Here is a 12,516-nt window from a genome sequence, read left to right on the forward strand (position 1 = left end):
TGACAAGAAACAGTGGTAAAAAAGCGGACATCGAGAAGCGTTCCATCTCGATGTCCCTTTCTTATTCTTCTTTGGATAAGCCCCTGCGAAATTCGGCAGGACTCATACCTACATATTTCTTGAACTTTTTATGAAAATAATTAACGTCTGTATAGCCTGCAAGGAGAGCGATTTCATAAACCTTATTTTCCTCATTTAAAAGCAGCTTCTTGGAGTTTTCAATGCGGACTTCATCGACGTAAGAATTAAAGCTCTTCCCGGTAGTTTTATGAAACACTTTTCCCAAATAGGAACTGTTGTATCCGAAAAGCTCAGCAATGGTTCCCAGCTTTAAATTCTCCTGATAATTGTACTGGATATAATGGAGAATGCCATCCATGACACTTTCACGGGTGGGAGAGCCGATGGCGTTCATGCACATTTCAAACTGGAGCGTAAAAAAATCCAGTATTTCGTATAAATAGTATTTTTCTTCTATGGTACTGATAATAGCAGCATTGTTTGGAAATGGTACCTCCATTCCCCCATAAGTATGTGTGAGGATGGATTTTACCTGAATCATGATATCTGCCAGGTAATGTTTTACGATAGGAACCTCAAGGTCTGCATAATAGAGATCCTTTTTTAGTTTCTCTAAAACTTCCTGAAGCATTTGACGGTTAGCGGATTGAATGTAGTTTCCCATCTGCTCCGGGTAGGTGTTCTCCATAAAGGCATTGGCATTCAACGTGGGAAAATCCTTAGGTAAATCCATATAGCCCAGGACATGCTGATTGAAATGACAAAAGAATCTGCGCTTCATGAGAAATTGTGCGTCCTCAAAGGAACTATGAATGTGCTCTGCAGAATAAACGGGTCTTCCATAGGTAAGGAACAGGGAATCCAAAGGAGAACCTTTTTGCGGCTGGCTGATATAATGCTCCACCAGCTCCTGAAACCGGTTCAGTGCAAAATTCCCTTTTAATATAATCACATTCAGATGGTCCTGTTTTAAATATTCCAGAGAGTTGTGATTCTTATTTGCAAGCCGCAGAATTTCTGCAAAATCCCATGTGGCCTGGAAGGAATCCTGGTTGTAATTTGCATATAAGACAACCTGATATATATAAGACTCCAGCATCATATCGTGATAATCCAGAAAGGAATCATTGGTTTTGTTGAAAATAATATCATGTAAAATAGAATCTCTGGCTTTGTCGCGGTATTGCAACAGTTTTTTCTGCATATTCTGTTCATTCAGTATGGATTCCTTTGCTTCCAGAACGGCTTTTTGAAGCTCCTCTTCATCAATGGGCTTCGTAAGGTAGCAGGTCACTCCAAAGCGGATAGCTTCCTGGGCGTAGGAGAAGTCAGAATAGCCGCTTAACAGAATGAATTTTCCGTTAAAACCCTGTTCTCTTGCATTTTTTATGACCTCCAGGCCGGAAAGCTTGGGCATGCGGATATCAAGCAGGACAACATCCGGTAAAAGCCTGATAATCTGCTCTAAGGTATCCTGTCCGTTCTTGCCTTCACCGCAGATATGAAATCCCAGTTCCGACCAGTTAAGCAAATACCTGATTCCTTCCCTTACATCAATTTCATCATCGGATATAAACAGCTTCATTCTCCCATCCCCCTACTATATTCCTGTGCTGGTAAAATCAAAGTTACCAAGGTCCCCCAATGCTTCTTGCTTTTTATCTGAAAACCAAAATTTTTGCCATAATATAATTGTATTCGTTGATAGATATTATAAAGGCCGATTCTTTTTGATGATTCCCGGTGCAGCTTATTAATGCTTTGTTTTATCCCGGCAATCTCTTCCGGTGTCATACCGCATCCATTGTCAAAAATTTTGATATATAGCTTCCCTTCTTTTTTTATAATGTGAATTATGATCTTTCCGCCTTGCTCCATTTCCTTCAGTCCATGAAGAACTCCATTTTCCACGATCGGCTGAAGGAGAAGTGGCATGATCTGATATTCATTTAAATTAAGCTGCGGTGATGTCTTTAAGGAATAGTTGATGCTGTCATGAAAACGCAGTTTTTGGATTGATAAATATGTATCAATGTAATCCAGCTCTTTTGCCAGAGTGATGAAAGAGCTTGTGGTATTTTCCAGTACATAACGCATGGATTTTCCAAGGAGCTTTACCGCATTTGCCACATCCAAATTACCGGCCTTAAGTGACCGCATACGAATGGTCTCTAAGGTGTTATAGAGAAAATGGGGATTGATCTGACTGGAGAGCATCTTAAATTCCATTTGCTGCTGCTGGTTGGTCAGCTGCTGCGTTCGAATCTGAGCTTCATATACAGAGGCTTCTTTCCGAAGAATATCGTGTATCATGGCATTTAAGTCTGCAAATGCCTCAGAAATTTCATCTTCTCCATGAAAGGTGTCAATGATATTATAGTTCCCCTGGCTTGCATTGTGCATGGTCTCGCGGAGTGTAATGATACGGCGGCTGAAATATCGGGAGTAGGTGTAGATGAATGCACTGGTGGTTAAGAGAATCAGTATGAGAATTCCAATATAAAGACAAGTGATCTTGTTCATATATGGGTATCCATTCTCATTCAGTGAAGCCAGATAGAATAAGTCATTGGAGTATGTAGTAGAAAGGGTAGATACGCAGCCGATCACTTTTTGTTCCGGCAGATTGATACTGCCAAGATAGGACCCGTTGGGACCGGTGGCATATGTTTTTAGTGTTTGATCCATGGACTGTTTCTTGCTGCTATAAAATATTTCACCCTCATTGAGCCAAAGAACGGTGTTCAGTGAGCTGTTTTCAATTCGGTTTTTAATATGATTGTTGCTCACAGATAAATTCAGGATTGCGAAGCTATGTATTTGAGGGAGAAAGATTCTGGTGTGCAGACATAAGATGTGGGAGTGATTGCCAAAATTATCTGTGACAGCTTCTGCGGTCCAAAAAGGAGTAACGGTCGTATAAGCCTGTTCAAACCAGTTCTCTTTTTTTAAGTCAGGTGTCATTGGATGAATATATTTGCTTTCCGGCAGAGAGTTGTTTTGAGTATAGATTGATATCTGTTGGATTGACATGTCCTGTGATAAAAGCGTCTCAAAGCCCTTATAATTTTCTATTGCCCTGACAGCGTCATCCCGTGAGGGATAAACGGTGCTTAATAGCTGGATTAATTCTTTATCGGAAGATAAGGACTCCGCTTTTATATATATATTTGAGGTTAAATCAAGGAGTAGAGACTTGACCCTAAGATTATCGGAGCGGGACTGATCTTCATAATGGCGAAACAGCAAAGAGCGTGTATTGTATACAAGATAATTACCGATAGAGATAACAGGGATAAAAATAGCAATAAAAAAGATGATGGAAAGCTGTTTTTGTACCTTAATTCTTGATATTGCTGTAAATATTTTTTTGATAGCCATGTAAAGTCCCCCCATTTCTTTTCTTATTCTAATTATATCGACCTTTCACGGGAAATAAAAGTAATAGATGAAAACTCACGAATTCTTTCCGTAATTTATCTGTAATTATACCTGTATGCTTCATGAGGACTCTCGCTTATAATCGTGTATGAAGAGAGGATTTTAGAAGGAAGGAAGGCCATGAAAACGCAGATCAAAAGAAGGGCGGAAGAACTATTAAAGAAGCTGACTCTTGATGAAAAAATCGGTATGATACATGGGGCACAGCTTTTTCAGACCGCAGGGGTACCACGCCTTGGAATCCCGCCTCTTAAGATGTCAGATGGACCAATGGGAGTACGTCAGGAATTTGAGCCGGACCGTTGGAATGCCATTGGTCATTCCGATGATTATGTGACTTATCTTCCGTGCAACAGCGCATTGGCCGCAACCTGGAACAGGACGCTGGCTTATGAAATGGGCAGTGTGCTTGGTGAGGAAGCCAGAGGGCGGGGAAAAGATGTGATTCTGGGTCCTGGGGTTAATATAAAAAGAAGTCCGCTATGCGGAAGAAATTTTGAATATTTCAGCGAGGACCCCTATCTGACCAAAGAAATGGCAGTGCCCTATATTCAGGGAGTTCAGCTTTGGGACGTGGCAGCATGTGTGAAGCATTTTGCAGCCAACAATCAGGAAACGGGACGTTTGTGGGTGGATGTGGAAATCGATGAGCAGGTGTTAAGAGACATTTATCTGCCTGCCTTTTACGAAGCAGTAACGAAAGGCGGAGCTTACACGATCATGGGGGCTTATAACAAATTATATGGGGAGCACTGCTGCCAGAGTGATTTTCTTCTCCATAAGATTCTCCGTGAAGAATGGGGATATGATGGTGTAGTAATCTCTGACTGGGGCGGAGTTCATGATACCAATCAGGCTGCATTGTCCCAATTGGATATAGAAATGTCTGTTACCTATGATTTTGATGATTATTTTCTGGCTGATCCACTGAAAAAGAAGATTCAGGCGGGAGAGGTCAGCGAAACGGCTATTGATGAGAAAGTGCTTCGCATTCTTATACTGATGATGCGCCTTCATATGCTGAACGGAGAACGGAAAACTGGAGCCTACAATACTCCGGGGCATCGTAATAAAGCCCTGGAAGTGGCAAGGGAGTCGGTAGTTCTGTTAAAGAATGACAAGAATCGGCTTCCGCTTAAAAAAGAAGAATTAAAAAGCGTGCTGCTGGTGGGGGAGAACGCAGAATGCTTACATGCTGGCGGAGGTGGAAGTGCAGAAATCAAGGCATTGTATGAAATCTCTCCACTGATGGGACTGAAATCTCATTTAGGAGGAAATGTTACCCTGGGTTATGCCCAGGGATACTGCCGGGAAGAAAAGATGGAAGAAGGTCAGGTGAACTGGCAGGAGACCAGTCTAAAAGATAGCGGAGCCCCAGAAACATTGTCCGCGATCCAAAATGATAAACTGGAAATGAAAAGAAAGGAGCTTCGTCTGGAGGCGGTTCGGCTTGCAAAAGAGTATGAGACGGTAATCTATATCGGTGGATTAAATCATGACTTTGATTGCGAAGGATTGGATCGGGAGGATATGAAGCTTCCCTATGAGCAGGATACCCTGATAAAAGAACTGCTGGCAGCAAAGTCGGATACGATCGTAGTCATGATTGGCGGAAGTCCGGTGGAGATGGAGACCTGGATTCATCAGGCCCACACGGTTTTATGGGGCTGGTACGGGGGAATGGAAGGTGGTAATGCACTGGCGGAGGTGCTCCTTGGAGAAGTGAATCCTTCTGGAAAACTGCCGGAAACATTTTATAAATCCCACAAAAACTGTTCCGCATATGCCCTTGGTGAGCTGGTCGGAGATAAAAAAGTCGTTTATAAGGAAGGAAAATATGTAGGATACCGTTATCTTGATCAATATCTAATTGAACCCCGGTTTTGCTTTGGCCATGGACTTTCCTATACAAACTTTGAATATAGAAATCTGGAAATTGACAGAAGAGAAGATTTAGTCTTATGTCTTGTGAAGAACACCGGACATGTGGCAGGTGGAGAAATCATACAGGTATATAAGCGCAGTGAAAAGAATGAGGATTCCCTCTATAAGGAACTGATTGGATTTGAAAAAATATTTTTAGAGAGGGGAGAGGAGAGGCAGGTCACGCTCCATATTCAGGAGGAAATGGAAAACGGCTGTGAGATCCTGGTAGGAAGTTCATCAAGAGATATTCGTCTCACAGGAAGCATTCATATGGTTTAAATACATTAAGCACATTTTCCGGTTATTCAGAAAATGTGCTTAATGTAAATTGGTTTTTATTATAAGTAAGAATTCCTTCGGTCTGAAGTTTACTGAGCTCACTGGACAGAGCGCTCCGGTCGATGGAAAGGTAATCTGCAAGCTGCTGTCTGTTAAATGGAATATAAAACGTGGAGGAATTGCTCTTTATGGATTCTGCGGACAAATAAGAAAGCAGTTTTTCCCGTATGGTCTTTTTTGACATGTGCTGCATCTTCTTTGTGAGAAGCAGATTCTTTTTTGCGATGGCAGAAATAAAGTTCTGGACGAGCCTTGTGTGGAAGGCGCAGGCAGAGCTGCACACGTTCATAATGCGGTTAAAGTCCATAAAGATCACGTCGCATTCGGTATCGCAGATTACACTCATCTCAATGGGAATTGAGGAAATACAGGCATAAGTCTCCGCAAACAGGCTGCCGGGAAGTGCTTCGGAAATAATGGTCCGCTTTCCCCAAAAGTCCTCCTGAATAATCAGTGCAGCCCCGGAAACCACCATTCCGATGGAACGGATGTAATCACCGCTGTGTATGATGAATTCATCCTTTTTATAATGCTTGATACGGGCGGATAAGCAGCTTAGCATGGACTGTATTTCTTCTTCTGTAACGCCCTGAAACAAATGTGATTTTTTTAAAATAGGCAGATATTGCTGCATTCGTCCCGTCCTTTCAAAAAAGTTTTAAAATGTTGTAATAACAACCGAATTGTTGTAGATATTATATTATAATTTCCATGTAAAGGCAAGAGATTTTAAGGAGGAGGCCATATGTCAGAAAAAATCCTGAAAAATATAGGACACGAAGAAGTCGTGACTTTGTCTGGTCTGGTTCAGATTCAAGAGGGGCAGATCGTTAGCAAAACCCTTTCACAAAATGAAGCAGTCAGCATTACACTGTTTGCTTTTCATAAAGGCGAAGAAATCAGCACCCATGAATCAAAGGGTGATGCCATGGTTACCGTGCTGGAAGGTACTGGTAAGTTTACAGTGGATGGCAGGGAATATATACTTGACGCAGGCCAGACCTTAGTCATGCCGGCGAATAAGCCTCACGCAGTATATGCCGAGGAAAGCTTTAAGATGATGCTGGTCGTGGTTTTTTAGACGAATCAGATAAAAGAGGAATTAAGAGAGGTCATAGTAGGAAGATGGATAGCAGGATGTCATGGATACAGAGTGAGAATGAAGGCGACAAAGAAAGAGGCAAGGAAGAAATGAAAGCATCGGGAATATCTGCTGACTCCATGAAGCTAAGGGATGAATTGACCGGCGCATTAATTGGTCTTGCCAAATCCTGTGGAATGCATCAGAAGCTTCCCATGACGACAGGCATTTTGATAGAAGGGCTGTTTGCTACCGTAAACAATACAAGCGATGATGGTCTTAGGAATATAATACGCAGGGTCCGTGAGGAAAAGCGAAAGGTAGCCCCTAATTGCAGCACCTGCCTTTCTGTTTGCGGAAACACCTCTGATGTAGATATGAAGGAAATCTGGAATGAGGATCCGGATGTCCGGTCGTTACAATCCACCATTCTTTTGGGAGTAAAGGGACTGGCAGCCAATGCTTCCCTTGCGCGGGCACTTGGATATGAGGATGAGAAGGTGAATCATTTCTTCTACAAAGCATTATGTATGATCAGCTATGATCTGACCATGGAACAGCTTCTTCCCGTGGCACTTGAGCTGGGAGAAGTAAATCTTATATGTATGGAACTTTTGGACAATAAATAATAATTAGGAGGAATTTTTTATGATAACAAAGGAAATGACAATCGGAGAAGTATTAAGAATGAACCCTGCTTCTGCAGAAGTATTAATGAGCTGCGGGATGCACTGCCTTGGCTGCCCTTCTTCCCAGATGGAATCTTTGGAAGAGGCTTGCATGGTCCACGGACTTGATGCAGACGGCTTAATTGAAAAGCTGAACAATATCTAAATCTAAGAGAGAAAAGAGGAGCAGGATGAGCGCTTTTTTAGGACCGATTCATATTTGGTTATATAACAAAATTAAATTTCAGGATGCAATGGCAAATGCGGTGTTAGACTTAGCAAAGGAAAAGGGTCTGGCTGGTGACTTAAGAGAGAAGACGGATAATCGTTACGGAACACTTCCGGAAGGAAACCTGGAAGATCTTGTGGATACAGGTAATATCCACGGCTGGCTTCAGGAGAGAGTAAGCCTTGTAGAGAACAGACTTGCTTATGCTGTGACCGAAGTACTTGAGGCGGATGCCAATGTTCTTACTGATATGGAAGAAGCTATCTGTAAGCTGGGAGAAGAAAGCCCGGTGGAGCAGGGCGTTTCCGCAAGAGAAGCATTTGATGCCTTAGATGCAAGACTATTAAACGGAATGCCTTGTGACCATGTAAATGCTATGGTCGAAGATTCTGAGGACCGTGTGGTCTGGAGACAGGCTCAGGACATTCATGGAATTTATTGGAACATGATTCACGGTGACGTGAAGCATTACTACACCTTAAGAGCGGCTCTGATCAAAGGAATGTTAAAGGATTCCAAAATTCAGTTTAGCCAAATCGAAGATCAGGTGTACGAATTAAGGAGATGACGCTATGTACGGAATTGACTTATTAATGAAAGAGCATGAAAACATTCTGGATTTTACTGCTTATTTAAGAAAGATTTGTGCCGGTATCTTAAACGGAGAACCAGTCAACGGCAAGCTTTTAAGAGAATGCGTTGATTTTGGTAGAAATTACGCGGACAAGCATCACCATGGAAAAGAAGAAAAAATCCTCTTTCAGTTCATGCTCGACAATATGGGCCCTGTCGCAGATAAATTAATCCGCAATGGCATGCTGGTAGAACATGATTTTGGAAGACTCTATCTTTCTGAGCTGGAAAAAGCAGTTGAGGAATACGAAAAGAATCCCCTTGATGACTACAAGCTGGATATCATTTCCAACGCAGTTGGTTACGGCGCCTTATTAAAGCGCCATATAGAGAAAGAGGATGAAGTGGTTTACACCTTTGCGGCTCGTTCCCTTACCGAAGAGCACAAAAAGGCAGTGGATGAACAAACAGAATCTTTCGAGAAGCAGGCAGACGGAGATGGAGTCCGGGATCATTACTTAAACTGGCTCCATGAGAAGTTAAATCAGCAATAATTATGAGACGGTCTGGGAATGCAGGCCGTCTTGTCTGTTATTGGAACATACAAAAGAAGGGAGCACGAACCATGGAATTAAAGCATTATATGGATCAGCATGAGCGGATCTTGGAAGAACTGAATATTTTAAAATCACTCTGTAAGAAACGGGATTTAGAGGAGGATGCGGCGGAAATTGCACTTCATATTAACAGTCTGGCGGGAAAGCTTAAAATACATTTATCCTCAGAGGACCAGTATCTGTATCCTTCCTTTCTTCAGTCCAACGATAAAAAGCTGGTAACCATGGCAAACGAATACCAGAAGGAAATGGGAAATCTCATGTCTGTTTTTACAGAGTTTAAAGAAGGCTTCAATACAAAGTTTAAGATCATGGCAGAAAAGGATGGTTTTTACATAGAAGCGGATAAGATCATAAGAGCCATTGAGACTCGCATGCAGAAGGAAGAAAGCGGTTTATATCGTTTGGTGAAATAGATGTTATGATCTAGTACATCTGATAGTTGTGACAAATATAAAAGATAAAAAGCAGTCAGTGCGTAGGATTTAGGTTACGCTATGGCTGTTTTTTTCTTTTATCGCGTAAAATAAATCTTATCATAACTGGCTGTGATATTAATCATATGGACATATTGGTAAAGTTTTCCTTGGCTTTCTGGGGTAATACAAATAACAATAGGGCGAATTTGATTGATTCTTTTATTGAATCATATGGATTTATAAAGATTATAATATGAAAAAATGGCATATTGCTTAGTTTTTGGTATAAAACGGTATAAAACAACACAAAACACATATAAAACAAAAATAAAAACAAAATAAAAACATAAAAGTAAATAAAAATATTGCAAAAGCAAAAACGATGTGCTACAATTTCAACAGAAAGGACATAACGGGGTGTGTCCGGAGCAAAAAACTATTTTTATATTTTAAGGAGGTTTATTTTATGAAAAGAAAGATTGCAATGGTCCTTGCTGTACTCATGGTTTTCTCTGCAACTGCCTGCAGTAGTGGGACAACTGGAGCGACTGCGGCAGCATCTCCTGAGAAGAAAACGGAAGCTTCCAAAACAGAAGAAACCACAACGGCAGCTCAGAAGGTTTCTGAAGCTCAGGCTTCAGGCTCTCTGAAAGGCAAAAAGGTTGCAGTTGTAAGAAACCTGGCAGCAGGCGACCATACCCAGCAATTTCTCGACGGCTGTGTTTCAGAAGGCAAGAAGTTTGGCTGGACCGTTGATACCTTTGTAACAGATGGGGATGATGCAAAGGCGCAGGAAACAGTCGCACAGGTGATTGCAAAGAACTATGACGGCCTCATTGTATCTCATGGGCAGCTTTCCTATTCTTATGATATGTTGAAGCCTGCAAGAGAAAAAGGAATGGCAGTAGTAACATTTGACACCATGCCATACCAGGGCGGTGATGCCAATGGACTTCTTTTAGAGGGAGTAACCTCTACGGCTCAGAATGATCAGGCACTTGCAGAGCTTTCTCTTGGTTTCATGATGAAGGAATTTGAAGCCAAAGGCGGTACATATCCTATGAAAGTCCTTAAAACATTTATGGGACCTGGAGTTCCTCCTCTTGACCGACGCAATGAGATTTATACCAGGCTGGAAGGAGAGGGAAAGATTAAGACGTTAGAGGTAATTGCTCCTTCTGATTCAGCCAATGCAAGAGGTGATATGACAAACAAGACGGCTGCGATTCTTCCAAAATATCCGGAAGGCTCTGTGGATGCCATCTGGGGCTGCTACGATGAACTTGCAAAAGGGGTATTGCAGGCTTTAAACGATGCAGGCCGTACCGATATTCCTATGTATACCATTGATGTTTCAAACGATGATATCCAGCTTATGGTAAAGAATCCAAAGGTGTGGAAATCTACGGCAGCTGTGGATCCAAAACTCATTGGAATCGTAGATACCCGTTTGCTTGCCTTAAAGCTTCTTGGATCTGAAACACCGGATTACTTTGATCTGGATGCCAATAACATTGAGACCACACAGCTAAGCGCGGATACCACCATGAATGATCTTGGAAAGATCATCAAAGGCTGGGGGAATGCAGAAGATCCTAAGGGAGCCTTATATACCGATGTTATAAAAGGTCTTTATGTACAATAGAAGGAAGACAACGATTGTTATTACATATTTAAGGAAGAGATGCCATGAATGAAATTAAACTTGAAATGAAGGATATATCCATTGAATTTCCTGGGGTAAAGGCTCTGAGTGGAGTTGATTTTAGTTTGACAAGTGGTAAGATTCATGCGCTCGTGGGTGCCAATGGCGCTGGTAAGTCCACCCTGATGAAAGTACTTGCCGGAGTTAACACGCATTATACTGGACAAATTTACGTTGGAGGGGAACCGGTGGAAATCCGGTGCCCCAAAGACGCAAAGAATCTTGGAATAGAGATCGTATTTCAGGAGGTCGACACAGCGTTGATTCCTTATCTGACCGTGGCAGAGAATGTAATGTTCAACACCCTGGTCAATAAAATGGGAAAAAAGCAGATGGTACACTGGAAAGAGGTCAGACAGGCGGCCAGAGAGGTTTTAAAGAAGCTTAATGTGGATGTGGATATTAACAAACAGGTATCTTCACTTACCCTGGCACAAAAGCAGATGGTCTTAATTGCCCGGTGCGTGGTGGAAAAATGCCGTTTTCTGATTCTTGATGAGCCGACAGCTCCCCTTTCCAATTCTGAGACTTTAGAATTATTCCGGGTCGTTAAAGATCTGGCAAAAGAGAATGTAGGTGTGGTATTTATTTCTCACCGGCTAAATGAACTTTACGAAATCTGTGAAAGTATTACCGTAATGCGGGATGGTAAGCTGGTAACAGAGCTGCCTCTGACCAGGGAATTGGAGGTCAATACTCTTGTGGAGTATATGCTGGGCCGCAGCTATGAAGATAATTACATCAAGAAAAAGTGCGAAATCGGCGGACCGCTGTTTGAGATAGAAGATTTAACGGAGAAGGAAGGTAAGGTAAAGCATATTACCATGACGGTATGCGAAGGAGAGATCGTCGGCGTGGCAGGTCTGGTAGGTGCCGGTAAGACAGAGCTTTGCAAGACCCTATTTTCTGCTTACCAGCGTGGAAGTGGTATTATGAAGCTGCGGGGGAATGTAATCAAGGCGAAAAGTCCCACCCAGGCGGTTAAGAATGGACTGGCTCTGGTACCGGAGGAGCGAAGAAAAGAAGGCGTGTTGATTACTGACCCGGTAGTATCAAATATTTCCGTGGCTGCCATGGAGAAATACACCAATCGTTTCTCCGTGGTAAATAAGAAACGGGAAAAAGAGGATGCCAGGAACATGATTAAGGATCTTGGAATCAAGACGCCGTCTGAACATCAGGTGGTAGCCCTTTTATCCGGAGGAAATCAGCAAAAAGTTGTAGTGGGGAAATGGCTTAACAAGGATTCAGAGGTTTATATTTTTGATGAGCCGACAAAGGGAATCGATGTGGGCGCCAAACAGGACATGTATGAGCTGATTGAGGGATTGGCTGCCAGAGGGAAGGGCATTATCTATGCAACCTGCGAATTCCAGGAGATATTAAGTATCTGTGACCGCATCTATGTGATGTATGACGGAGAGATCATTAAGGAATTAAAAGCAGCAGATACTTGTGAAAAAGAACTGCTTTACTATTCGACAGGAGGTAGATGAT

General features: G+C 42.2%; 12 protein-coding genes. 9 read left to right on the forward strand and 3 right to left on the reverse strand.

From position 1 onward, the window contains the following. Positions 1–61: 61 nt before the first annotated feature. Together T546_RS0113540 and T546_RS0113545 are read right to left on the reverse strand one after the other, a co-directional pair. Positions 62–1,606, reverse strand: coding sequence for a response regulator (locus tag T546_RS0113540; RefSeq protein ID WP_026892074.1), 1,545 nt, complete (start codon positions 1,604–1,606; stop codon positions 62–64). Continuing rightward, positions 1,603–3,402, reverse strand: a complete 1,800-nt coding sequence (locus tag T546_RS0113545; protein WP_051629834.1) for a sensor histidine kinase — start codon at positions 3,400–3,402, stop codon at positions 1,603–1,605. The genes T546_RS0113540 and T546_RS0113545 overlap by 4 nt, the downstream gene beginning before the upstream one ends. Before the next feature lie 180 nt (positions 3,403–3,582). Here T546_RS0113545 and T546_RS0113550 point away from each other — a divergent pair, with 180 nt between their 5' ends. Beyond that, positions 3,583–5,667: a glycoside hydrolase family 3 protein gene (locus tag T546_RS0113550; RefSeq protein ID WP_026892076.1), complete on the forward strand. Its 2,085-nt coding sequence runs from the start codon at positions 3,583–3,585 to the stop codon at positions 5,665–5,667. A 22-nt stretch (positions 5,668–5,689) separates the two neighbouring features. On the opposite strand, the gene T546_RS0113555 is transcribed toward T546_RS0113550, so the two are convergent. Further along, entirely contained in the window at positions 5,690–6,361 is a 672-nt protein-coding gene (locus T546_RS0113555) for a Crp/Fnr family transcriptional regulator (protein ID WP_026892077.1), read from the reverse strand. A gap of 111 nt (positions 6,362–6,472) precedes the next feature. Between T546_RS0113555 and T546_RS0113560 the strand changes: the two genes are divergently transcribed. The 8 genes from T546_RS0113560 (at position 6,473) to T546_RS0113595 (ending at position 12,515) form a co-directional block, all read left to right on the forward strand. Further along, positions 6,473–6,808, forward strand: coding sequence for a cupin domain-containing protein (locus tag T546_RS0113560; RefSeq protein WP_026892078.1), 336 nt, complete (start codon positions 6,473–6,475; stop codon positions 6,806–6,808). Between the two features lie 56 nt (positions 6,809–6,864). Further along, positions 6,865–7,437: an anaerobic carbon-monoxide dehydrogenase catalytic subunit gene (locus T546_RS0113565; protein WP_026892079.1), complete on the forward strand. Its 573-nt coding sequence runs from the start codon at positions 6,865–6,867 to the stop codon at positions 7,435–7,437. A gap of 19 nt (positions 7,438–7,456) precedes the next feature. Then, positions 7,457–7,642, forward strand: coding sequence for a DUF1858 domain-containing protein (locus T546_RS0113570; RefSeq protein ID WP_024836401.1), 186 nt, complete (start codon positions 7,457–7,459; stop codon positions 7,640–7,642). Between the two features lie 25 nt (positions 7,643–7,667). Continuing rightward, on the forward strand, positions 7,668–8,273 hold the full coding sequence (locus T546_RS0113575; RefSeq protein WP_026892080.1) for a hypothetical protein: 606 nt from the start codon (positions 7,668–7,670) through the stop codon (positions 8,271–8,273). A 4-nt stretch (positions 8,274–8,277) separates the two neighbouring features. Then, a complete protein-coding gene (locus tag T546_RS0113580) occupies positions 8,278–8,832 on the forward strand; it encodes a hemerythrin domain-containing protein (protein ID WP_026892081.1) in 555 nt (184 codons plus the stop codon). Positions 8,833–8,834: 2 nt separating this feature from the next. Next, the gene (locus tag T546_RS0113585) at positions 8,835–9,311 is read left to right on the forward strand and encodes a hemerythrin domain-containing protein (protein ID WP_084326392.1); all 477 of its coding nucleotides are present in this window, start codon (positions 8,835–8,837) and stop codon (positions 9,309–9,311) included. A 469-nt stretch (positions 9,312–9,780) separates the two neighbouring features. Further along, the gene (locus T546_RS23570) at positions 9,781–10,959 is read left to right on the forward strand and encodes a sugar ABC transporter substrate-binding protein (RefSeq protein ID WP_051629836.1); all 1,179 of its coding nucleotides are present in this window, start codon (positions 9,781–9,783) and stop codon (positions 10,957–10,959) included. Between the two features lie 44 nt (positions 10,960–11,003). Continuing rightward, complete coding sequence (locus tag T546_RS0113595; protein WP_026892083.1) at positions 11,004–12,515, forward strand: sugar ABC transporter ATP-binding protein; 1,512 nt, start codon at positions 11,004–11,006, stop codon at positions 12,513–12,515. The last annotated feature ends 1 nt before the right edge of the window (position 12,516 follow it).

The organism is [Clostridium] aerotolerans DSM 5434 (genome assembly GCF_000687555.1).
Taxonomy (GTDB): Bacteria; Bacillota; Clostridia; order Lachnospirales; family Lachnospiraceae; genus Lacrimispora; species Lacrimispora aerotolerans.

What these genes read in the sequence shown, in the direction of transcription:
- T546_RS0113540 (WP_026892074.1), bottom strand. Translation starts at nt 1,606, where the DNA reads ATGAAGCTGTTTATATCCGATGATGAAATTGATGTAAGGGAAGGAATC.
- T546_RS0113545 (WP_051629834.1), bottom strand. Translation starts at nt 3,402, where the DNA reads ATGGCTATCAAAAAAATATTTACAGCAATATCAAGAATTAAGGTACAA.
- T546_RS0113550 (WP_026892076.1), top strand. Translation starts at nt 3,583, where the DNA reads ATGAAAACGCAGATCAAAAGAAGGGCGGAAGAACTATTAAAGAAGCTG.
- T546_RS0113555 (WP_026892077.1), bottom strand. Translation starts at nt 6,361, where the DNA reads ATGCAGCAATATCTGCCTATTTTAAAAAAATCACATTTGTTTCAGGGC.
- T546_RS0113560 (WP_026892078.1), top strand. Translation starts at nt 6,473, where the DNA reads ATGTCAGAAAAAATCCTGAAAAATATAGGACACGAAGAAGTCGTGACT.
- T546_RS0113565 (WP_026892079.1), top strand. Translation starts at nt 6,865, where the DNA reads ATGTCATGGATACAGAGTGAGAATGAAGGCGACAAAGAAAGAGGCAAG.
- T546_RS0113570 (WP_024836401.1), top strand. Translation starts at nt 7,457, where the DNA reads ATGATAACAAAGGAAATGACAATCGGAGAAGTATTAAGAATGAACCCT.
- T546_RS0113575 (WP_026892080.1), top strand. Translation starts at nt 7,668, where the DNA reads ATGAGCGCTTTTTTAGGACCGATTCATATTTGGTTATATAACAAAATT.
- T546_RS0113580 (WP_026892081.1), top strand. Translation starts at nt 8,278, where the DNA reads ATGTACGGAATTGACTTATTAATGAAAGAGCATGAAAACATTCTGGAT.
- T546_RS0113585 (WP_084326392.1), top strand. Translation starts at nt 8,835, where the DNA reads ATGAGACGGTCTGGGAATGCAGGCCGTCTTGTCTGTTATTGGAACATA.
- T546_RS23570 (WP_051629836.1), top strand. Translation starts at nt 9,781, where the DNA reads ATGAAAAGAAAGATTGCAATGGTCCTTGCTGTACTCATGGTTTTCTCT.
- T546_RS0113595 (WP_026892083.1), top strand. Translation starts at nt 11,004, where the DNA reads ATGAATGAAATTAAACTTGAAATGAAGGATATATCCATTGAATTTCCT.